Consider the following 22620-nt stretch of genomic DNA (forward strand, 5'->3'; position numbering starts at 1 on the left):
ATATATGTTATAATTGTTTTGGTATTATTATCTTAATTGTAACTTTAAGGAAGGGATTTGTTAAATGAGAATAGCAACAGGGTTATTACTTGCATTATATCTTGTTTTTATGTGGTTTATGGCACTAACAGCGAACGTAGTTTCTTATGATGGTGAAGTCCTTAATGTTATTGCTAAGATAATATTGGTCTTTCAAACTTTAGCTTTCCCCTTTGCATTTACAATGCCTAGAACAGCGATGGTGTTCCTAATCTGTTCAACCTTGATTGCTTTCATTTCAGGGTTTGGTCTTGATTCTGGTCATATTTTCTTTGCCGTGGTAGGAATTATCTTTACCCTTATGAGTTATGGGGGGTATAGAGAAGTAGTTAAGAAAAAGAAGTCAACGGTTAAAGCCGCTACGAACTAACTACATAGACAGCATTATAAGTATCAAAGGGCATTCACCTTTAGCAAAGGGCGAATGTCTTTTTTTATTATAGTAGGAGAAGAATAAAATCCTATCGCACCTTTTCCTTTATATGGAGACCATTGAGAGTAAGGGAGATGATAATAATTCCTTTAGTTGCTTCTGTTTATTGTACTGACAGACCGTTAACGCTGATTTTGCCGCCCCATAATATAAGGTTGTTTCATACCTGCTGATTTTGAGGTTAGTCGGCGGCGGTAATAAGAAACAATCCTCGAAAGCTGTAAGGAAATCTAACGCAATATATAGTCTGCTAACTTTCCAACGCTCAGGCTCAATCATATTAAATATCTCCATTGCTTCGAGCGGTGGGTTAGCAGGATTGAAGGAAAGCATAGCATTGAAGTAACGATAAACAAACGGCTTTATAAGGAGTAACCACACCGCGAAGAAATGGGGCTTGCGCTGAAAATAACAATGCTTGAAGTAGGGGTTACGGCGTTTACTAGGAAACCGTATCTTAATACGTTCTATTTCCTCTGAGGTTAAGGTTGCAACGATTCTCAGCTTGTCCTTTGTGATTTTCAAATTTCATATTCCTTTCTGTATGTACATCTAGGTAAGTGTGCTATAGCTGCCGATACTCTCTGATGCCCACCCGAGCCTTCACTTCGTGAAGTCTCATGTTAGGTTTAATAGTAGTTAGATGCGATAGAAAAAATAGAGGATAAAGCAAGTAAACGTCTAGGGGAAATTCAGTTTTGGCGTACAAGCATTTGTATTATTCCTATAAAGGATTGGATGCTAAAGCGTCTGTCACAGCAGTGCTGACTACGATTTTATTTAAAGGAATCTATATTCAAGCATTTGGCAGAGAACGAAGCTAACAATATTTAGCTAAATCATGCGCATTTCTGTAATCTAATAAAGCCGTTAATATGCGATTGGAACTACTAATAGCAAGTTCATATGGAACTGATTAAATGTAACGATTAGGTTATGGTACTGGACTAGCAATGCTGAATATTGTCGATCCAATACATAGACATCATAAATTTTACTTTTTTCCACTTTGCAATAAAGATGGAATCTGATAGGATAAGTTTATAAATACGATGGTTTTAGTGAGGATTAAAAAGGAGGCCGCCTTGCCATGCAAGAATTAACACATCTGGATCAACTTGAGGCTGAAGCGATATACATTATCAGAGAAGTAGCAGCGGAGTGCGAGAAACCGGTCATGTTGTATTCCATCGGCAAGGACAGCTCGGTCATGCTGCACTTGGCCCTAAAGGCTTTCTACCCCGAGAAGCCGCCGTTCCCATTCATGCATATCGATACAACCTGGAAATTCAAGGAAATGATTGAGTTCCGCGACCGAAAGGCGAAGGAATTTGGTATCGAAATGATCGTGCACTCTAATGAAGAGGCTATTCAACAAGGAATCAATCCCTTCGACCATGGTTCCGCATATACCGACATTATGAAAACCACAGCCCTGAAGCAGGGATTGGATAAATACGGATTCACGGTTGCGTTCGGTGGCGGAAGACGTGATGAGGAGAAGTCGCGTGCGAAGGAGCGGATTTTCTCGTTCCGGAACAAGAATCACTCGTGGGACCCGAAGAACCAACGTCCGGAGATGTGGAAGCTGTTCAACACGCGAATCAACAAGGGAGAGAGCATTCGAGTCTTTCCGCTGTCCAACTGGACTGAGAAGGATATCTGGCAATACATTCGTCGGGAGAACATCGATATCGTTCCGCTTTACTCCGCTGACGTAAGACCGATCGTTAATCGTGACGGGCATATCATCATGGTGGATGACGAGCGGATAAAGCTTGAGCCTGGCGAGAAGGTAGAGATGAAGAAGATTCGCTTCCGTACGTTGGGTTGTTACCCGCTGACGGGCGGAGTCGAGTCCGATGCCGTTACGCTGGATGAGATCATTGAGGAGACATTGGGTGCGTTATCTTCCGAACGGACCAGTCGGGTTATCGATCAAGAAGCGGCGGGAAGCATGGAACGACGCAAACGGGAGGGCTATTTCTAACATGAAGAGTCTACTTAAATTCATTACCTGCGGAAGTGTGGATGATGGCAAGTCCACGCTGATCGGACATATGCTCTATGAGGCCAAGCTGCTGTTTGCCGATCAAGAACGCGCGCTTGAGCTCGATAGTCGATTGGGAAGCCGAGGCGGCAAAATCGACTACTCGCTGCTCCTCGATGGTTTGCTGGCCGAACGCGAACAAGGGATTACCATTGATGTGGCATATCGTTATTTTACGACGTCTCATCGTTCCTTCATCGTGGCGGACACACCGGGACACGAAGAGTATACGCGCAACATGGCTGTAGGCGCTTCCTTTGCCGATCTAGCCATCATTCTGGTGGACGCTACCAAAGGCATCATTACCCAGACCAAACGCCATGCCCGGATCTGCGCCCTGATGGGGATCAAGCATCTCGTACTGGCTGTGAACAAGATGGATCTGGTCGGCTTCGATCAGAGGACGTTCGAGGCAATCAAGGAAGAGTTCATCCAAACGACGGCCGAATTCCAAATCAAGAGCATCCAGGTCATTCCCGTGTCCGCTACGGAAGGGGACAACATTACAACCCAGTCGCCGAATGCTCCCTGGTACGAGGGGTTAGCATTATTGCCGTATTTGGAAAGTATAGATGTTCATACTACCGATGATACGAAGCCTTTCATGATGCCAGTTCAGCGTGTAAGCAGACCGGACCATACGTTCCGTGGGTTCCAGGGCCAGATCGAGGCTGGAAAGATTTCGGTCGGAGACGAACTCATGACTCTGCCAAGTCGGGAGAAAGCCAAGGTTAAGCGGATTTTGGTGACGGACCAAGCTCAGGATTCGGCTTATGCTGGCCAACCGGTTACGATACAACTGGACCGCGAAGTTGATGTCTCGCGGGGCTGCGTGCTCACGATAGACAATCAAGTCCAAGAAGCTGACAGCTTCGCTTCTACGATCCTGTGGATGGACGATTCCGTCCTGACTCCGGGCAAGCATTATTGGGTAAAGGTCGGAACGAAGACTCTTCCAGGCACTGTAACGGCGATTACCCATAAAATTGACATTAACACGGGCCATACCGTTCCGGCCGATCAAATTGTTAAGAACGAATTGGCCAAGTGTGAATTTACGCTGTCGGATCAGATCGTCTTCGATTCCTTTGAGCACAATAAGAGCATCGGAGGTTTTATCCTCATTGATCGTGTCACCAACATGACGTCTGCTTGCGGAGTCATCGATCAAGCTCTGAAGGGAGAAAGCAGATTTGCCACGCTGGATACGGGGATCACGAGAGATGTTCGCGCCCAGCAGAAAGGACAATCTCCGCTCACGCTCTGGTTTGCTGGCTCGGATACGGTAGCTCTCGCCAAGGAAGTGGAGAAGCGACTAATGTCATCCGGTTACCATACGATGCTGCTTGAGAGCGTCAGTGGAGAAACGCTCCGCGGTACGGCGGAGATGGCAAAGGTGTTGAACGACGCCGGCCTGATCTCACTGGTATCCCATGATTCTATCAGTGCGGGCGAACTTGAGACAGCTCGAGAGATCATCGGGGGTAAAGGATTTATCGAAGTTAACGCGGACGAGATCGGCGGAATGTCCACCCAGGATGCCGCGAAATCCGTGGTTAAACGAGTCGTGCAATCCGTTATCGATCACAGTCCTTCGAATAACTACGACATTTAATAAGCATGTATGTCCGATAAAGCGGTTGCCGATCAGGCAGCCGCTTGTTTGTTTCGTCTAACATCTTAACGAACAGTCTGTATTCAGTGGTATGGCACCCGTTGATGTTAAAAGATGTAGAAAATCATTGGGCTAAGGATGCTGTCAATGATATGGGCTCTCGCCTCATTGTGAATGGCATTGGTAACGATCTATACAATCCAAATACGGATATGACACGTGCTGAATTCGCAGCGATTATGATGAAAGGTTTGGGACTGAAGCCAGTTGATGGAAAGGCGCCTTTTGCAGATGTGGATGCTCCCGCTTGGTATCATTCCGCTGTTGCTGCAAGTATTGAGGCAGGTGTGATCAGCGGCAGAGGAGCACATGAACTGGCTTCGAAAGCCAACATCACCCGTGCTGAGGTTGCAGCTATCGTCCAAAGAATATTGAAGGCTTCGGACTTGATTTAAAGCACCAAAAGGGTTCCCCATGCAGGAAGAACTGCATAAGGGGAGCCCCTTTTTGTCTTTGTTTCAATACCATCCATTAACTACAGTAGTCTAAAACTCCCCAACATCCCAGGCGATAATTAATACACATGCACACCCGTACCAAGCACGGATTTGTTTTGTACGGAATTTCCGGATAGATATACCTTTTGCAGATTAGGCAGCTGGCTTAGGGTCTCGATATTGGAAATGGCATTGTTCTCGAGATGAAGCTCTTCTATGGCCTGCCAGTTACTCATAAATTCGAGAGAAGCCAAATTGCTGTCTTGCAGAGTGAAGGAACGTAGAGCGGACATGTTGGCAAAGTAAGGCATCATTTGGTCAACTTCAGTAACAGAGGTATTGTTTATGCTGAAATATGGCTGCTCTAAGGTCAAATGTTCAAGCACGCCTTTATCTGCGGCCGATTTTTGCTCAAAGTTCAGCCTACACTCGGAGCACATCAGAGATTTCACCTGCTTCAAACCAAATAAAGCATCGCTCTCCTTATATAGTGACGAGTCGTAAATGTTTAAGGTCTCTAGGCGGGACAAGCCGTCCAGGGCGGCAAGACGGGTTAGTTCATCGATCTCCCAGAGCGAGAGTTGCTCCAGTTTCGGGAATTTACCCAGCGCAGCCAAGTTCAATTCGCCACTTCCGCCACGGAGCGTCAGACTGGTTGTAGTCGGGGCCTTTAGCCCGGGGAGAAAGGAGCTTGGAATTTCCGCTCGCTCTACTTTAGGCAGTGTCAGCGCTTCTGGATTCTCGTAGTAGCCGGACAACGTTAATTCCCGCAAAGAGGACAGGCTATTGATGGCTTTTACCGAACCAAGCTGACTTAGAGAAGCCAGGCGCAGTGTAGTAATGGAGTTTTTACCAGCCAAGCGCTCCAGACTGGAGAAGTTTACATTTTCGATATCTAACGTTTGTAGAGCAGGCATATTTTGCACAAAGTCGATGGACTTTACGTTCGTTAAATAGGACAACTGAAGCTCCTGAAGCTGGGTCAAGGCATACAGCGGCTGCAGGTCTGTGGTTTCACTGTACTGTATAGACAAGGATGATAGCCCGGTCATGGACGACACCCATCCGAGTTCATCGACAAAGGTGAGCGACAGGGACTTGAGCGGCAGTTTATTCAATAGATAAAAATCTGTTACGGACTCATCCACATAGGTAATGGATAAAGAGTTCAGATTGGGGAATTCCAGCAACATAGCCAATTCCTGATTGCTGCGAAGCTGCGTGGAAAGCTCCGTAATTTTAGACTTGTCGCCAAAGTAGCCCGAAAATGTACTAAAGGATTCGTTAAAAGCGCCTCCATAACTTTTTAATCCCGGCATATGGGCCAAAGTGGTTTGGTCCGTCTGGGATATTTCATAGGTATTTGTCAGGTCCAATGCGGTCAGTCCCTTAAAAGCTTCAAAATCTCGCTGATCAATCCGTTGGCTATTCAGTTTTTTGTCCTGAGTAATATAAGTGATCTTCTCGGCCTGTTCATCGCTGAAGGGATCGGAGAGGCTATATGTAAACTTCCATTGATCATTCTCCGAATGCTCTACGGTTAAATAGCGAATACGAGCCAATTCCTCCTCTGTTGGCAAGGCGGACCCTTTATCGAAGATATCTCGCAAAAATGAGAGCAAAACCTCGCTTTCAGGCATCTTTCGCACAGGCAAATTGGCTTCTGTTTTTGGATAGGTGGAGCTGTTGCTATAATAAAAATATGTACCGATGGCGCCAGCCAGGACTAACATCAGTATCAGCATTACCTTTACGGAGGCAGTCTGCTTCAGCGGTGCTTTAGGGGGCGTTCCGTGGTAATGATTAATGGTCTGGTCTACGTAATAGACATGATTTTGCTTCAATAAAAGCTCTGTTTCACAATAGGGACACTTTAAAACCTCATCCTTCTTGTATTCAATTCTTCCGTTGCAATTGGGGCAGTTTAGCGGGATAAACGCCACGAATGTCCCCTCCTTCATTATGATGGTCATAAGATCATGCTGAACGGTCATCTGATTTCATTATACCTTGTGAATTTACGTTTGATGAGAGAAAGAAGTTTCACATAACGAAGGAGCAGGGAAATCCTGCTCCTTTTTGACCTTTTTTAAGTATGGTCTGGTGGCAGATCTTATTAAATAAATCATCAAGCAATAGATGTAATCGGATGTTTAACTTGCACAGGGTAGAGATGTTCACCATAGGTTCTTACAAATAAACCTTCATTGGTGATCGAACTTTTTAGATCAAGACCTTGATCATCTGGAGTGAAATGAAAGGTTACTTTCTCTGTATCTTCATCTGCAATCTTATCCAAGATATCTTTCATATTCATTTCGTTTAAGCTAACAACGTCGAAGAGCTCAATATGATTGTCTTCTTTCTGATAAATAACAATGACGTTTTCGTTTTCCAAGTAATAAATATCATCACTAAAGACATTCAGGCAATAAAACATGAGTATTCCTTGAGAATGATGGGTTGCGAAATGCTGAGAAACAGGCAATCTTTCCGATGCCAATTTTTGAATAAGACGTAAATCCTCCGCGTTAGTTACATTTAGTTTTCGGATGTTCGCAGGCTCGGGTGATTTTTTTGCCGTATAATTCATTGAAAAAAGATGTTCTTCCACAGGTTTAAACCCAAACTTGGGGTAAAAATCGAGCACCGATTCATTGGCAAAAAGGTACATATAATCGTACTTGTTCTCGTATTCCTCTAAAACTTTGTTCATTAAACGTGTAGAGAGTCCTTTCCCCCGATAATCAGGATGTGTCATCACCGTGCCGATTTGAATCGCTTTTTTCTTCTCACCGTGAATGATGAGCTCAAGGATGTTAACAGAAACGTTGGCAATAACCTGGTCTCCATCGACATATGAATAAGGGATGTAACGCTCTCCCCAGTATCCTTGTTGATACCAATCTTCAAAATTGATCTCAAACGTGTTGACAGCAAGCTCGAAAAAACTCTTGCGCAGTACTTCATTGTTTTTATAATTCTTCATAAATATTAATTCTTGCATGGTATTCTCCCCTTAATCCTCAAAAGTGACTGTTTGTATAGTGGTACGATCCTGTATTTAACTATGTAAAATATGATTACAGGTGACAATTCTGCTTATAAGTAAGTTATTGGATATACCTCTGAAATATTATTCAGCAAATACTATAAAAATCCTCTTTAAGACCGCGTTATAAATAAACCTGGCGATGTTGGTTAAGCAGGAGTTGTGACAAGAGAAAGTGGAGTTTGGTATGGAAAGAGACGTGGTATTATCCCTCAAGGTAGAAAGTGAAAAAAGAGGTCATGTTAAAATGAACTTCAACACTGAAAACCGAAGTGGATTTTTGCTATGCCAGCGAAAAATGGCCAAACCTTTAATCGATATAGTGAAGAAACGAAGAAAGAAGCTGTTCGCCTGTGATTGGAAAAAGGTTGGACATAGAGTCGGATCAAGGAGAAGTTTGGTATTAAGAGTGAGAGCCGGATTATTACTTGGGTACAAAAAAGCCAAAATTCGAGAGATTTTTGAGGATTATCGAGGACGTTGGACGAAGAAGCATTTTAGCAGTGCAGAAGAAGAAAATGCTTATCTGAAAGCGCAGGTAGAAGATCTAAAAAAGCTCAATCCGAATTTACACGGAGAGGGAGGATGGATTTCGAAGCCCGGTACTAATCCGTTCGAGAAATAAGCAAGTGAGCACCTGTGGTTTGGCTGTGTAAAATTGCTGAAATCTCTCGTGCGGGTTACTACAAATGGAAGAAGAATATTGTCCTCCGAGAGAAACGATCAGATCGGGATGCGGATCTAAAAGAGCATATTTTAGTCATTCATCGGCGTCGTCCTTATTTCGGCTACAAACGTATGCGAACCGCGTTAGGAAAGGAATGCCTTGTGGTGAATCACAACAAGGTACGCCGCTTAATGAGAGAACTCCAGATTCGTTCCGTAATTCGCAAGAAACGACCATCTGCTAGCCGGAAACCGTCAGTTCTATTCTGTAATGTCTTAAATCGGGAATTCTCGGCGGCAGCTCCTGTGCAGAAGTTCGTGACGGATATTACGTATGTCCGGATGGGGCATGATTTTGCTTATCTCTCGGTTGTGATGGAACTATAAAACAACGAGATTATAGCGTGGGAACTCTCTGAGCGAAATGACTTAAAACTCGTTATGGAAAAGGTGAAGAAACTGAAATGTGGACCTACTTTGCTCCATTCCGACCAGGGGTTCCAGTATACAACACAGAGCTATGCCAGGTTGCTTGAAGAGAAGAGCTAACAAGAAGCCATTCCAGGCGTGGGAATTGCTGTGACAATTCATGTATTGAGTCTGTCTTATCCCACATGTATGTAGTACTGTTCGAAGGTGATTTACCTATCAGTTCTCATATAGCCCCGCATCCACCTACTCGTTATCATATATATTTAATAATAATATACTTACAATGTATTGACTATTACTAACCCATTGAGTGTAAATCCCCCCATTCTCCTCAACAATTTTTTGGATATTTTTAATTCCTATTCCTTCTATTAGTCTTTTTTTACGAGTTTTAATTTCGTTTAGGTCAAATGTATTGGAAATTTCTATAAGTAAATTTTTATTGAAATGCTTAATAATAAGTGAAATATTCCTTTTATTAGGGTCGTCTAGACGTAAGACTGCATTTAAAGAGTTATCTATTAAATTTCCTAGAACTACTGCAAGAATATCGTTATCTAATTCAATCCTCTCAGGAAAAAAAGATTCAATATTCAAAGATACTCCGTTCTCTTGAGCCACAGTCTTTTTTTGATTAAGTAGATAATTTAGTACATAATTGTTAGTGTAAAAATTGTTGATATTATGAAGCTTATTTACTGATTCCTGAATATATTTTTCAGCTCCGCTAATATCTCCTTGGCCTAACATTCCCGACAGAACGATGTATTGATTTTTTAAGTCATGCTTCATTGAATATAACCTAGACTGTGAATGTTGAAGTTGTTTAAAAAAGTTTAATTCTGATTTATAAGAATGTTTTTCCATTCTCGTTTTCTCAAGTTTTTCGAAGGTGTTTCCAAGGATGGAATATAAGTATAGTATACATATATTTATAATAATGAATAAAATACCTATATTGATATGATATTCCTTATTCAGGTTTGCTACAGACGTTCCTAGGATCAGTAATGATATTAATGGTGTCAAAATTAAGGTCATCAACAATGCAATATTTAATACTTTTCTTAAATTGTTTTGCCGGAAGTAAATTATCCTATAAATAGAAATAGATATTAGTTTTAAAATTGCCGAAGAGAAAACCATTAAAAATACGAGAATGAAATTAAATTCGAATTTTCCTGATAGTGACACTGCTCTCAAAAAAAAGAGAGGTAAAGAGTCGCATAGTGAAAAAGTTGAAACTAGAAAAGTTAACTGAATAAATTTTTTCTTTGTTTCAAAATTTTGTTTCCTAATAATGAATAATAATATAATAGCAGACATAAGATTAACGAATAAAAATGAATTATGAAACGAGAATAAGCATAATAAAATAATCGAATAAAAAAAGAACCACAATAATAGTTTCATCATGATTTTTTTTGAAAAGATAAATTTGCTCGACAACCAATAATTAGTCAAAACTAAATTAATGAAAAAGTTAAATAAAATTGTAGTAGTATCATTCATTACATAAGTTCTCTTATCTTCATCAAAATTTGCTTTCTAGCGCTATCTATGAATTTACGGCTCATGGGTATTTCGACAGTTCTCGTTTCATCTAAGTTAGCAGTAATTGAATTACTGCTAACTTTTTTTATATGTCTGGCATTCACAATATAAGAAGTATGAACTTGTACAAAGTTATCATTTATTTTGGATAAAAGTGCATTCGTTTGAAGAAGTGTTTCATAAGTATCAGAAGCGGTATGAATCAGAACCCTTCTTTTGTTTTTCTCGAAGTATATGATCTCGCTGTGAGATAGACTATAAAAAATTTTATTGAATGTGAAAGTGAATTTTGAATCGTCTATATCTAAATATTTAATAGTTCGATTTAAAGCAGGATATAATTTGTCTTTTGTTACAGGTTTTAAAATATAATCGAAAGTGTTAACTTTAAAGGCCCTCTCCATATACTCATTAAAACTTGTTATAAAAATAATTGGACAAGTGAGATTATTCTCTCTAATGGCCTCTGCGATTTCAATTCCAGATATATTGCCAAACTCAATATCTAAAATAAACAAATCATATGTATTCGATTTGAGGAACTCAATTAATCTAAAAGGATTATTAAATACATCTATTTCAAATATTGAAGAATCATATTCCAAAATCAAGTTTTCTATTACTTCTGCTAGAACTGGAACATCATCACATACTGCAACTTTTAACAACTTCAATACACTCCTTCAATAAGGTGAACTGCTATGGGATTAAATCAAATTATTTGGGAATATACAATTTACCATCAAAAATTTCATGTAAATCTTCTGAAAAAGTTAGCTTTCAAGTCTCATTGGCTAAATTCGACTCTATTAAGTTTGATTGTAGTCAAACTGTGAATGCTTCTTTGAAGATGTTTAATCGACTCTATATTTGACACTAGTAAGTCACTTGCTTAGTCTTAAGTTATATATTTAGGGATTTTTTTCCTTGGTAAAATTATTACACCATAATTGAATAAGTGTCAATTATTACATTTATATTGCATATTGTTACATTGATTATAAATATTTTAATAAATAGTATACTATGAAATTACAAATAGATTATTTACTTTCTGTTTGTAAATGTATGTACCAACATTTTAATGATAATAAGGAGGTGGAAATCAATGAAAAATGTTTACTCCAAACCAACAATCGAGAAGGTAGCTGGTTTTAAAGAGTCTACTAAAGGTTTTTTTGCCGGTAAGTGGACAGATGTTTTTGGTGGTAAAGCTGTCGTTCGCATTGAGTTCTAAGATGGAATAAATACTTAATCTAGATTTTTTAAAAAGTGGTCATTGGACAATGAGAGAACGTCCAGTGACCATTATTTATGATGATGAAAACTAAATGAGAGGGTGGACTACTATTAGCATGCTGTTAAATGATATAGAAAAATCAAGCTCTGGTGGACTCCTTTATCAATTACATATAAAAAAAATATTTTGTGATGTTTCGATTATTTCTCACCAAAAGTATGTTAAGTATACGGATGGAGAAATGGAAATATATTGTATGTCTTCTGAATACTCTAAGTTTTCTGATCATGTAAAGACACATGAAATTACCCAATTGGCATTGATTATACAAAAAAGAATCTCTGAGGGTATTTTTGTTCTGGTTAATAGTCAGGAAATCATTATAGGAGGTGCTTTGTTTGATACCTCTCTATGTTGGAGTAAATTAGATGGCACGATGGTTGTTAGTGATTCGGCTTGGAATATAGCACAATATTTTAATTTAGATATTTCAAAAGTAGCAGTTGCATTAAACCTAATAAGTAGTTTGCCTTATTATCCTTTCCAAAACGTATCCATGTGGGAAAATGTAGAAAAAGTCCAACCATTTTGTGTTTTGAAAAATGGAAAAAATCAAACTTTCGAAGAAGTTAAAATTTGGGATATACCTGATTTGAACCATGATATGGATTTGACATTGAAAAATATAAGAGAGGGCTTTCTTGAGGTTATAAGAAGCAGTAATCGTTATGCTAATGTATCAGCGGATCTCTCTGGAGGTGTTGATTCGGCATCGGTTGCTTACCTTCTAAAGTTTTGTGATACAGACGTCAAGTTATACCACACAAAAACAGATAACAGTTGGAATAGTGACTCTAAATGGGCTGCTTCGTTTGCAGAGGATATGAATATACCTCTAAACACGCTCTCATCTTTAGGTGAGTCTGGTAAGAGATACGATATCGATACACCATACTCAGGATCAAAATTACCCGACCACCCAATTTTTTGGGCAGATACAGAGGGATATGTTGAGAAGATTGTTAGTTTAAAAGAAAATCCTGGGAATTCAATTCATTTTACTGGTCTTGGTGGTGATGAATTGTTTACACCTATGCCAGCTTATGCCTGGACCCTAGTAAGGCAGAATAAATTAAGAAGTTTATCACTTGGCTTTAGATACTGCTTAATTTCAAGGATATCTTTTTTAAAGGGTATGTCTGATCTCATAAACAATATGCCTTTTAAGGAAGCAATAAAATCAGAAATAGGTATCGGATTTGGATACAATAAATCAAATAAAAAGGACTCGGCGTTGGCTTGGTCCGGAAAAATCAATGTTCCAGCATGGATTAACCAAGACAGTCTTTCTTTGAGCCATAAAGCGGCAGTAAATGCTGTAGATAAAATTTCTGGAGGTCTCGATTCTGACCGTTCTAAACATCAGGCACTAGAGTCACTGCTGTTTCAAACACGTGTAATTGGTCAACTTAACCTGATTTACGGGGAAGAATACAAATGGAAATCTCCATTTTTGGATACTAAAATCATTGAATCTGCACTATCGATACCTATGCGGCATCACTTAAAGTCTGAAATAACTAAACCGATGCTTCATAAAGCTACAGTGGGGATTGTTCCCAGTGAAGTTTTCACTCGAGGCTTTAAAGGAGATTATTCAACAGCGTTATATAAGGGCTATAAAGAGGCAGTGAATGAAATTATTTCTATCGTTAAAGATCTTAATGTTGTCAAACTTGGGGTTGTTGATCCAGACATACTAGTCTCTGAGTTATCTATGCCAACTGCTTTACACAACCGAGTTATTGATTTTGAGAGACTGTGCGCTGTGGAACGATGGCTTAAGAATACAATTGATTTCAAAAAAACAGCAAAGGTGGTTAATATATGAGAAAAAGAGAAATGAATGTTAAAATTATTGAACAAGAGAACGGGGCCATGGTTTTTGATAAAAGTATAGGCGTGTATTTTCAAGTAAACCATGTGGGAAAACTTTTATTAGAAGGATTAGTTGAAGGGAAATCGAGAAATGAATTAGTGGAAGAATTAGAAGAGACTTTCGCTCTAGAGAAACCTAATGCAGAGAATGATGTGGATGAATTTCTTTCTATGCTAAGAGAGGCGGGAATAGCGTAATGGACGTAGCACTTTTTTCAGAGAAACCAAAAAAAGTGTCAATAAAAATGAGACTCCTTGCCCTATTAGCTATTCTGATATCAGTGCCGTTAAATTGGCTTAGTCCAAATAGAATCGAAAAGATATTTACTCGCATAACAAAAAATAAACCATTAGCTTCAGAGAAAGAAGTTTTAGAGATCCGTGATGCAGTATGTACAGTAAGCAGAAGGTGTAGAAGTCAAGAGGGGTGTCTGAGGCGTTCTATTGCTGTTGTAGTGGCAGCGTGGTTAAAGAGAAGGTCTGCAAGTTGGAATACAGGATTCGCTCTAGAACCTTTTAGAGCTCATGCATGGGTTGAAGTAAAGGGTATACCTATTGGTGAGCCGGATGAAATTAACTTGTATACTAAGGTTATTAGTGTGTCAGCTCATAGTGAGGAGATGCCTGAAAAAAAAATAAAGTCAGCACCTGAAAAATCCCAAGAAGATAAAGGGAAATCAGAGCATCGAAAATCAAATTTGAGGGAATTATTTGCTTTAGCTAATGGTAATAAATTAGAACTGTTCCTAGTAGTCATACTAGGTATTATTTGCGCATGTCTAACACTTTTGCAACCTAACCTAGTGGCAGATTTAGTTCAGCAATACAGTTCGGGTTTTGTAGTGAATTCAACTCTAATTCTTCTCGTGATTGTATTAGCAGTTTCTATGAGTCTTACTACTATACAATATTATTTGTTACAGAAGATAGGAGAAGGCGTTGTGTTTGAAGCACGAAGTAGTTTAATAAGTCACTTGTTAAAACTTCCGATAATTGAATATGATAAAAGAAGTGTAGGAGATTTAATAAGCAGAGTAAGCGGTGATACTTCTAGACTAAGAATGGCCCTGATTCAAGGGACAATTGCTTTCACTAGCGGTTCCTTTATTGTAGTTGGTGCTGCAATTGGACTGGCGCTAAAGGATCTGGTTTTATTTTTAACTGCTTTATTTTGCATATCTTTATCTTTTATTGGGATTTTTGTGATGAGTAACCTTATACAAAAGTCTAGCTTCCGTGTACAACAAGAACTTGGGAAACTTAGCGGTATGATCGAGCGTGATTTACACGCAATCAGAACTATTCGTTCTACGAATGCTACTTTAGCTGAAGAAAATAAGATTAAACTACAGGCAGAGTATTTACGAAACTTAGGAATTCGTTTAGCCAAAATACAGTCATTTATGACACCTATTTCAAATATGAGCTTACAGATATGTGGTTTGATCGTCCTAGGTTTTGGCGGGTACCGTGTTTCTATAGGATCTATGTCTCTTGCAGATTTGATTGCTTTTGCTTTGCTACTTTTTATAATGGTAGGACCATTGACTCAAATATTTGGAGCTTTTTCTGGGGTTGGAGAATCACTCGGAGCTTTTGCTAGAATTAAAGAATTGTTAGATCTTGATTTGGAAACATCTAAAGATGATAATCCTGCAAAAACATCCTATCCCAACTCTTCTAACGAAGATGGAATGGTTGTTTTTCATAAAGTTAATTTCGGGTATAACAAGTTAGATTTTGGAACGGATATAATCTCCCAAAATGATAATCTCATACTTAAAGAGGTAGATCTACATGCAGAGTTTGGGAAGCGAACGGCCATTGTCGGATCTTCGGGTGCAGGGAAAAGCACTATTTTACAATTAATAGAAAGATTTTATGATCCAGATAGCGGACATATTTATGTGAACGGAAAAGATTACCGAAGCTACTCTCGTGAAGATCTTCGAAAACTTATCACATATGTGGAACAGAATGCTCCTATTATTGCAGGGAGCTTACGAGAAAACCTTTTGTTAGGAAACCCTACCGTAACTGAAGAAAAATGTTATAATGTTTTAAAAGAGGTAAATCTTAGCTACCTGATAGAGCGATCTCCTGAAAAGTTAGATATGATTATTGGAGAATCGGGTACGACTTTATCAGGAGGGGAGCGCCAACGATTAGCTATGGCTCGATCTCTACTATCTGATGCGAAAATTGTTCTTTTAGACGAATTAACATCCAATTTAGACAGTTTAAATGAAATTGGAATGAAGAAGGCGATCGACAAAATGAGAGAGAATAAAACAGTTATTGTTGTTGCACATCGTCTATCGACAATAGTTGATTCTGATATGATATATGTTTTGGAACATGGAAGAATTATCGGGTCAGGTAGCCATAACGAGTTGTTGGAGAGAGTTCCCTTATATAGAAAATTAGCTAAAGAGCAGTTCCTTGACAAAGTTATTTAAATATATTGAGATTGGAGAGTGATTACTGAGAATTCTATTTAAGAATAACTTGAAATAGGATGCTGTAAATTTTCGCTCTTTTTTTTAACTTGCAACTGGAATTCTATTCTAAGGAGGCATTATATTGGTGAATAAAGAAAATAAAATTTTAATATCAAATTTATATAAGAAACATGGAGAGAGACAAATACTGAATAATGTGTCTTTTGAAGCGAAGGAAGGAAGAATCACAGCTTTTCTAGGACCAAATGGTGCAGGAAAAAGTTCAACACTTCGTATTTTATTAGGACTTGATAATTCAACAGGATCAGCAACTTTTGGAGGGAAAAAGTATGCAACATACGATACTCCTTTGAAAGTCGTGGGAGCTGCTTTTGACGGGGTGGGGGGAGCGCCTTCTAGAAAGGTGAAAACTCATCTGAAAATTATAGCACAAAGCAATAGCATTTCTAAGGACCGTATATCAGAGGTATTGGAAATTGTTGGCTTATCAGATAAAGGTAATGCTAAATTAGGAACTTTATCATTAGGTGAAGGACAACGACTTGGTCTTGCAGCTGCACTTTTGGGAGACCCACAGTATCTTGTCCTAGACGAACCAACCAATGGACTGGATCCAACGGGAATTCGCTGGTTTAGAAAATTTATCCGTCAACAATCAGATATGGGAAAAACGGTGCTGTTGTCTTCACATATTCTTTCTGAAGTGGAGGCTGTGGCGGACGACGTAGTCATTATTAATCATGGGAAAATCATAACTACTGGTGAGATCAAGGATGTTATGAAGGACTTGGAATCATTGGAAGATGTATTTTTTTCTCTTACTGAGGGTGGGGCTTAATATGAACTCTTTTCTTAGAAGTGTAAGATTTGAACTGAACAAGATTAGTTCCATGAAAATGTGGTGGATTATTTGTTTAATCGCTATCGTAGCCCAGCCCTTGCTTGCATTAATAACAGCGAGAGGCTATCTTAAAATCGGTTTAGATGCCACGCCAGAGACTCAATCTGGTTTATTAAATTCCCTGCCCCCTTTGGATTACTTTGGGTTTGAATTAGTTCCTTTCGGTCTACTTCCTATGGTTATATTTGGAGGTATTATCGGGGGGAGTGAATATCTACATCATCAACTGCGTACAACATTACTTTGTCAGAGTAGTCGAATTAAGGTGTTTTGTGCGAAAGTACTAGCAATTTTAGTCTGTGCTATATTTATTTCGATTATAGCCATTTATTTAACTATCTCTGCAACACATTTCACTTTAGGGGAACAAGGACTACACCCGATTTTTTTAAGTTCCATAGCATGGCAGTTTATTGGTTATTCGGTGTTGGATTGGATTTTACTTACTATACTTTCTTTTGGATTAGGCATGCTCTTTAAAAATGCTATAGTGCCCTTAGCTTTTTTGGTCCCACAAATATACAATTTAGGTCTATATCTGGCTCAGAAGTGGGAGTGGGGGATTTATCTTCCGGTGGCAGCGGGTAATCTTCTCTTTGCAACACCAACAGATCCTTTTGAGCATGATCCTTTAAAAGGTCTTGTTGTACTTCTGTTATGGGTGATCGTAGCTTTATCTACTTCTTATTACACTTTTATTCGTAGTGATGTAGGGGGGAAATATTGATGTATGCTGCGTTACATAGTGAACAGACCAAATTTTTTTCATTTGGATGGTGTATTTTAGGTATATTTGGGGCTGTTGTTGTCCCCCTGTGCTATCTACTAACACTAAATGTACCCAAAACTGGGGGAGAGAAGGAAATTCTCTCTCTTTGTTTGCAAGCCCTCTATCTAGGTCATCCAGGTGTTATTGTCGCTAGTGCAGCCTATTTTGGTCAAGAATATTCAAACTCTGCGTTAAGAACAACGCTTCTTACACAACCATCTAGGCTAAAAATAGCATGTATTAAATTTCTAAATAACGTGTTAATTATAGTAATCACAGGAGTAGTTACCAGTGTAATTTGTTTATTTGTTCTTTATATTCAACATGATATGAAACTGTCTTCTGTCTATGAATTGATGATAACTGGAAGTCTGTCTGTGAGTATACTTAGTTGGATTCAAATTGCTTTAATTACGGCTGCTCTATCTGTAATTACAAAATCACTTATAGTGCCTCTTGCTATAATGCTCCCTCTTATGTTGGGGCTGAGCCACATGTTTTTTTCTATTTCCCAATCAGCAAAATTTCTACCCACTCTTGCTACAATGAACTTTTTTTCAATTCCTGAGTCTACTGTTTTTCTAGAAAAATGGTCAGGACTAGGAGTTCAATTTATCTGGGCATTATTGTTAGTAATAAGTTCTACTTTTATATTCTCACACCGTAATGTTCGTTAATATTAGCGGATGGTTAGGCTGTCGAGAGAGTCTCGACAGCTAATTTTAGTACAAGTAGATTAATACGTTGTCGACCATGCTGTGTTGGAATCGAGAAAAGCAACAGGCTTAAGAATTGAGGGCATTAAGGGCTAGGTTTATTAGATTATATGTATACCAAAGCAGTGAAAATATATAAAGTAACAAACGGTTAATCTTCTTGCTGTTCCTTTTAAAAAATTCGTTTTTCACCACCCTCCATTAGAGTGAGACTTCTGTTGTACTATTTAAGGGGAAGACTTTAGCATAATAGCACGTTCAATAAAATTTGAGGTGAATTCAGATGAAACTTGAAACGACGGATTCGTTAACATACTGGTTAGATCATTTTAATGAAGAATGGGAGATGGCACACTTCCCTTACGATTTAATTGAATTTAATCCTGCAGAAAACAACGAACGTAAAACACTTAGATACAATTGGTCAGGTTTGGTGTACAACGATCTACTAAGAGTGTCTGGGAAATCACCAGCAGGTTTACTTATGATTTTAATGTCAGGATTATCAGAATTACTATATAGATACACAGGCGTTGAAAATATGGTAATTGGGATGCCAGGTATTCATGATGCAATTTCCTCTAACGAAAGGAGACCGGTTCTGCCCATTTCCATTTCACACATACGTAACCAATCCTTTAAAGATTTATTACTGGGAGTTAAAGAGACGGTTACTGAGGCATTGAATCACCAGTCTTATTCTTACACAGAACTCATTAACACACTGAACAAAGGCAATAGTATAGTTGATACTTTGATTATGTTAGAACCATTACATAAATCCTATCCGAATTTAGATACTCCACCTTCTATTTTATTCAAGTTTGAAATCACCGATTCTTCACTGATCGGTGAGATTAATTTTAGTACTAAACTTTTTGCTGAACGTAGCATTAAACAGATCGCTATTCACCTAGAGCACTTATTAATAAGATTATTACAAAATCCGACGCAGAAATTGAGTGATATTTCCCTAGTTTCCGATGTTGAGTTAACGGGAATCGCGGACATGTTAGAAGGGGATAAGAATTTTGATTATATGGGCCATACGCTGGACCAACTATTTCAAAAACAAGTTGCCCGAACTCCAAGTCAGACTGCAATAACTTATATGGAACAATCCTTGTCATATTTAGAGATAGATAAAAAATCGAATTCGACAGCACGCTACCTACAAAACAAAGGGTTTTCATCAGGCGATTTTATCGGAATAATGACTAGCGATCCTGTAGATATTGCTATAAGTATTTTAGGGATTTTGAAAGCAGGTTGTGTCTACGTTCCAATAGATCCTCAATATCCAGAAGAGCGTATTCAATACATCCTGAAGCATAGCGGCATTAAAGGGGTTATTTTAGATAAAAGTGATACTTCCGTCGCTATTCCAAATCACATTGAATCACTGGCGGTGGAATTGGCCTTACTTGAAAACGATGATGAATTCCACTCTTTGAGCCGTCCGGAAAATTTGGCTTATATTATTTACACTTCTGGATCGACTGGGCGCCCAAAAGGTGTCGAAATTGAACACAGAAGTATTGGGAATTCTCTTTTATGGAGAAAACAGGAGTACGCTTTAAAAAGTACCGATCGGATCTTACAGTTACTTTCCTTTGCTTTTGATGGATTTATCATGAGTTTCTTTACCCCCTTATTGTCGGGAGCCGAATCCATCTTCCCAAGTACATCGGAAAAGCAAGATCCTTTTATACTCGGATCCTATATTACCAAGCATCAAATATCTCACTTTATTAGTACACCTTCATTATTTAATGAATTGTTGGAACATCCTGAATCCAGAAGTTGGAGTTCATTGAGAGTGGTGACACTTGCAGGAGAACCCATTGAAAGATCTACATTAATGAAAAGCTGCGATATTTTGCCTAACCTTGAGATTGCCAATGAATACGGGCCAACAGAGAATAGTGTGGTCACTACCTGTCAACGAAATGTCGAAAGAGCTTCACGGATTTCCATTGGACGACCTGTGGCGAACTCCAAGCTGTTCATTTTAGATGCTGATGGTAATAATCAACCCTTTGGAATACCAGGAGAATTGTGTGTAAGTGGATACGGCGTTGCAAGAGGTTACTTAAATAATTCTCAGCTTACTGATTCTCGATTTTTGCCTGTATCTTCAGGAGAAAAAACTAAAATGTACTTGACCGGAGATGTAGTGAGGTTGTTTAGTGATGGCTCTTTAGAGTATATCGGTCGAAAAGATCAGCAGGTGAAAATTAGAGGCTATCGAATTGAACTCGGTGAAATCACTAGCGCATTATTAAAACATGATCAGGTTAATGAAGCCGTAGTAAAGGTTTTCGAGGGAACTCATCATGAAAAGTCACTTTGTGCTTATGTTTCAGGAGAAATTACTGAGATTAGTAGTGTCCTGAAAATTCACTTGTCTGGGTTGCTACCCGTTTATATGATCCCCGAACATATTGTTAAAGTAAATAAACTTCCAAAAAACACAAATGGCAAAGTGGATTTAAACTCGCTACCTGATCCTATTTCTGTTAGTGAGTCTAATTGTTGGAGTGATATCCCTGTTACTGAGATGGAAGTTGAGGTACACCAGCTTTGGTGTGATTTGTTGGGCAGGGAGGCTATAGCTGTAGAGGAAAACTTATTTCAACTAGGCGCGCATTCCTTGAAGATTGCATCATTTATATCGCATACATACCGGAAATTTAAAGTAGTCTTAACGGTGTCGGTTGTCTTCCAGAACCCGACCATACGAGGACTATCGAAAATCATTCAAGGAGAAACAAGAAAGATACTTACACCTCTTCGGAAAATGGAACATCGTCCTTATTATCCATTGTCATCTGCCCAAAGACGACTGTATTTTCTCAATAAAATGACTCAGGAGAGCACTCATTATAATATGCCTGGTGCTGTTGTTCTTAAAGGTAAAATAGATGAAAGTAAAATTAAGGAGACACTCCGACAATTAGTTAATCGACATGAAGTATTGAGAACAAGTTTTGAATGGCAGGACGGAAAACCGGTTCAGAGGATTGTTGAAGATTTAGAACCAGATTATCAATATGAAGTAATAAGTGAAAAAACGTTGGATCGTCATCTAGAGAGCTTTGTAAAACCGTTTAATTTAGAGCAAGCTCCACTTTTCCGAGTGAAATTCCTTCGCCTCTCAGTGGAAAAGTACATGTTGTTGCTGGACATGCACCACATCATTAGCGATGGTTTATCTATCCAAATTATTTTAAATGATTTTATTAAACTTTATGACAGAAAAGAACTTGAACCTCTCATCTACCAGTATAAGGATTATGCAGTATGGCAAGAAGAATTCTTGTCAACAGAACTTTCCGCAAAACAAATTGCATACTGGTCAAACAAGCTTGCTGGAGATTTGCCAGTATTAGAATTGCCATTAGATTTCCCGAGAAAAGTGGAAAAAAGTTACAGAGGAGAGACTGTATCGTTTCATATCGACAATACAGTTATCTTGGAGCTCCGCAAAAAGTATCACGGGAAAACTCTTTTCACCGTTCTGTTATCGATATACTACATTAGTTTGGCAAAGTATACGGGACAGGAAGATATTATCGTTGGTACACCCGTGGCGGGGAGATCTCGCCAAGAGCTTGAGCCAGTAGTAGGGATGTTTGTGAATACATTAGCCATTCGGAATTTCCCTGAAAAGAGTAAAACTGTTTTTCAATTTGTTGAAGAGGTGCAGCAGTCGGTTGTTAATGCTTTTGATAATCAAGATGTCCCTTTTGAAGTCCTGGTTGAGCGCCTTCAGGTGACACGAACTTTAAATAGAAATCCAATTTTCGATACCATGTTCGCTCTTCAGGTTAGTGATAAAGAAAAAGACCGTCACGTGATTGATGGTTTGACTGCTGAACGCTTCCAAATGCTAAATCATACATCAAAATTTGATTTATCACTGCATGTGTCTGATACGTCATCGGGTGTTGTTATACATGTAGAGTACGATAACGACTTATTTACCAAAGAAAAAATAGAGCGTTTTTGCTTGCACTATAAGAGTCTTGTGAAAGAATTGTATACGAATCCTGAGGCTCCAATTAAAGAATTGTGCATGCTTCAAGAACAAGAGAAAGGCGATCTCGTTCAATTTGGGAAAGGTCTCTTATTAGATCATATATTTGAACAAACGCTAGTCGATCGATTCCGAAAACAAGCTGAATTCACTCCGGATTACCCTGCCTTGCTGTATGGAGACCAGGTCATGTCTTATCGTGAGCTGGAAATAGCCA

The 22620-nt window shown here is 38.9% G+C and carries 18 protein-coding genes and 1 pseudogene; 14 read left to right on the forward strand and 5 right to left on the reverse strand.

Going from position 1 to position 22620, the window contains the following annotated elements; genetic code table 11:
• Nucleotides 1–64 precede the first annotated feature (64 nt).
• Nucleotides 65–409, forward strand: coding sequence for a hypothetical protein (locus MHI14_RS30955; protein WP_341132015.1), 345 nt, complete (start codon nt 65–67; stop codon nt 407–409).
• Nucleotides 410–517: 108 nt separating this feature from the next.
• Here the strand turns inward: MHI14_RS30955 and MHI14_RS30960 are convergent, their stop codons facing one another.
• Complete coding sequence (locus MHI14_RS30960) at nt 518–997, reverse strand: hypothetical protein (RefSeq protein WP_341132016.1); 480 nt, start codon at nt 995–997, stop codon at nt 518–520.
• 173 nt (nt 998–1170) lie between these two features.
• Here MHI14_RS30960 and MHI14_RS30965 point away from each other — a divergent pair, with 173 nt between their 5' ends.
• The 4 genes from MHI14_RS30965 to MHI14_RS30980 all read left to right on the forward strand — a co-directional run bounded on the left by MHI14_RS30965 (nt 1171) and on the right by MHI14_RS30980 (nt 4592).
• Nucleotides 1171–1296, forward strand: coding sequence for a hypothetical protein (locus MHI14_RS30965; protein ID WP_341132017.1), 126 nt, complete (start codon nt 1171–1173; stop codon nt 1294–1296).
• Between the two features lie 266 nt (nt 1297–1562).
• Nucleotides 1563–2462 (forward strand): sulfate adenylyltransferase subunit CysD, encoded by a 900-nt coding sequence (cysD, locus tag MHI14_RS30970; RefSeq protein WP_076333411.1) that lies wholly within the window; start codon nt 1563–1565, stop codon nt 2460–2462.
• 1 nt (nt 2463) lies between these two features.
• Nucleotides 2464–4137 carry a GTP-binding protein gene (locus MHI14_RS30975; RefSeq protein ID WP_341132018.1) on the forward strand — a complete coding sequence of 558 codons (1674 nt, stop codon included), beginning with the start codon at nt 2464–2466 and terminating at the stop codon, nt 4135–4137.
• A gap of 104 nt (nt 4138–4241) precedes the next feature.
• Nucleotides 4242–4592, forward strand: coding sequence for an S-layer homology domain-containing protein (locus MHI14_RS30980; protein WP_341132019.1), 351 nt, complete (start codon nt 4242–4244; stop codon nt 4590–4592).
• Nucleotides 4593–4711: 119 nt separating this feature from the next.
• On the opposite strand, the gene MHI14_RS30985 is transcribed toward MHI14_RS30980, so the two are convergent.
• Together MHI14_RS30985 and MHI14_RS30990 are read right to left on the reverse strand one after the other, a co-directional pair.
• On the reverse strand, nt 4712–6478 hold the full coding sequence (locus tag MHI14_RS30985; protein ID WP_341132020.1) for a leucine-rich repeat domain-containing protein: 1767 nt from the start codon (nt 6476–6478) through the stop codon (nt 4712–4714).
• 284 nt (nt 6479–6762) lie between these two features.
• Entirely contained in the window at nt 6763–7641 is an 879-nt protein-coding gene (locus tag MHI14_RS30990; protein WP_341132021.1) for a GNAT family N-acetyltransferase, read from the reverse strand.
• Nucleotides 7642–7971: 330 nt separating this feature from the next.
• Here MHI14_RS30990 and MHI14_RS30995 point away from each other — a divergent pair.
• Nucleotides 7972–8969: pseudogene (locus MHI14_RS30995) on the forward strand (IS3 family transposase); the annotation flags it as partial.
• 58 nt (nt 8970–9027) lie between these two features.
• Here MHI14_RS30995 and MHI14_RS31000 read toward each other — a convergent pair.
• Entirely contained in the window at nt 9028–9651 is a 624-nt protein-coding gene (locus MHI14_RS31000) for a sensor histidine kinase (RefSeq protein WP_341132022.1), read from the reverse strand.
• 644 nt (nt 9652–10295) lie between these two features.
• A complete protein-coding gene (locus tag MHI14_RS31005; protein WP_341132023.1) occupies nt 10296–11006 on the reverse strand; it encodes a LytR/AlgR family response regulator transcription factor in 711 nt (236 codons plus the stop codon).
• A gap of 440 nt (nt 11007–11446) precedes the next feature.
• On the opposite strand from MHI14_RS31005, the gene MHI14_RS31010 reads away from it, so the two are divergent.
• The 8 genes from MHI14_RS31010 to MHI14_RS31045 all read left to right on the forward strand — a co-directional run.
• The gene (locus MHI14_RS31010; protein ID WP_341132024.1) at nt 11447–11575 is read left to right on the forward strand and encodes a lasso RiPP family leader peptide-containing protein; all 129 of its coding nucleotides are present in this window, start codon (nt 11447–11449) and stop codon (nt 11573–11575) included.
• A 118-nt stretch (nt 11576–11693) separates the two neighbouring features.
• Entirely contained in the window at nt 11694–13469 is a 1776-nt protein-coding gene (locus MHI14_RS31015) for an asparagine synthase C-terminal domain-containing protein (protein WP_341132025.1), read from the forward strand.
• Nucleotides 13466–13714, forward strand: a complete 249-nt coding sequence (locus tag MHI14_RS31020; RefSeq protein WP_341132026.1) for a PqqD family protein — start codon at nt 13466–13468, stop codon at nt 13712–13714. Before MHI14_RS31015 ends, MHI14_RS31020 begins: the two co-directional genes overlap by 4 nt.
• Nucleotides 13714–15975: a lasso peptide biosynthesis B2 protein gene (locus MHI14_RS31025; RefSeq protein ID WP_341132027.1), complete on the forward strand. Its 2262-nt coding sequence runs from the start codon at nt 13714–13716 to the stop codon at nt 15973–15975. The genes MHI14_RS31020 and MHI14_RS31025 overlap by 1 nt, the downstream gene beginning before the upstream one ends.
• 127 nt (nt 15976–16102) lie before the next feature.
• Nucleotides 16103–16816, forward strand: a complete 714-nt coding sequence (locus MHI14_RS31030) for an ABC transporter ATP-binding protein (protein WP_445670384.1) — start codon at nt 16103–16105, stop codon at nt 16814–16816.
• 52 nt (nt 16817–16868) lie between these two features.
• Complete coding sequence (locus MHI14_RS31035) at nt 16869–17606, forward strand: ABC transporter permease (protein ID WP_341132029.1); 738 nt, start codon at nt 16869–16871, stop codon at nt 17604–17606.
• Complete coding sequence (locus MHI14_RS31040; protein ID WP_341132030.1) at nt 17606–18325, forward strand: ABC transporter permease; 720 nt, start codon at nt 17606–17608, stop codon at nt 18323–18325. Before MHI14_RS31035 ends, MHI14_RS31040 begins: the two co-directional genes overlap by 1 nt.
• Before the next feature lie 322 nt (nt 18326–18647).
• Nucleotides 18648–22620 (forward strand): amino acid adenylation domain-containing protein (locus MHI14_RS31045; RefSeq protein ID WP_341132031.1); only part of this gene is annotated, 3973 nt, incomplete at its 3' end.

It is taken from the genome of Paenibacillus sp. FSL K6-2393 (genome assembly GCF_038002545.1).
Lineage (GTDB): Bacteria > Bacillota > Bacilli > Paenibacillales > Paenibacillaceae > Paenibacillus.

Excerpts from the sequence above, each read along its gene's own strand:
- MHI14_RS30955 (WP_341132015.1), top strand. The coding sequence starts at position 65 with ATGAGAATAGCAACAGGGTTATTACTTGCATTATATCTTGTTTTTATG.
- cysD (WP_076333411.1), top strand. The coding sequence starts at position 1,563 with ATGCAAGAATTAACACATCTGGATCAACTTGAGGCTGAAGCGATATAC.
- MHI14_RS30975 (WP_341132018.1), top strand. The coding sequence starts at position 2,464 with ATGAAGAGTCTACTTAAATTCATTACCTGCGGAAGTGTGGATGATGGC.
- MHI14_RS30980 (WP_341132019.1), top strand. The coding sequence starts at position 4,242 with ATGTTAAAAGATGTAGAAAATCATTGGGCTAAGGATGCTGTCAATGAT.
- MHI14_RS30990 (WP_341132021.1), bottom strand. The coding sequence starts at position 7,641 with ATGCAAGAATTAATATTTATGAAGAATTATAAAAACAATGAAGTACTG.
- MHI14_RS31000 (WP_341132022.1), bottom strand. The coding sequence starts at position 9,651 with ATGGAAAAACATTCTTATAAATCAGAATTAAACTTTTTTAAACAACTT.
- MHI14_RS31010 (WP_341132024.1), top strand. The coding sequence starts at position 11,447 with ATGAAAAATGTTTACTCCAAACCAACAATCGAGAAGGTAGCTGGTTTT.
- MHI14_RS31015 (WP_341132025.1), top strand. The coding sequence starts at position 11,694 with ATGCTGTTAAATGATATAGAAAAATCAAGCTCTGGTGGACTCCTTTAT.
- MHI14_RS31020 (WP_341132026.1), top strand. The coding sequence starts at position 13,466 with ATGAGAAAAAGAGAAATGAATGTTAAAATTATTGAACAAGAGAACGGG.
- MHI14_RS31025 (WP_341132027.1), top strand. The coding sequence starts at position 13,714 with ATGGACGTAGCACTTTTTTCAGAGAAACCAAAAAAAGTGTCAATAAAA.
- MHI14_RS31035 (WP_341132029.1), top strand. The coding sequence starts at position 16,869 with ATGAAAATGTGGTGGATTATTTGTTTAATCGCTATCGTAGCCCAGCCC.
- MHI14_RS31040 (WP_341132030.1), top strand. The coding sequence starts at position 17,606 with ATGTATGCTGCGTTACATAGTGAACAGACCAAATTTTTTTCATTTGGA.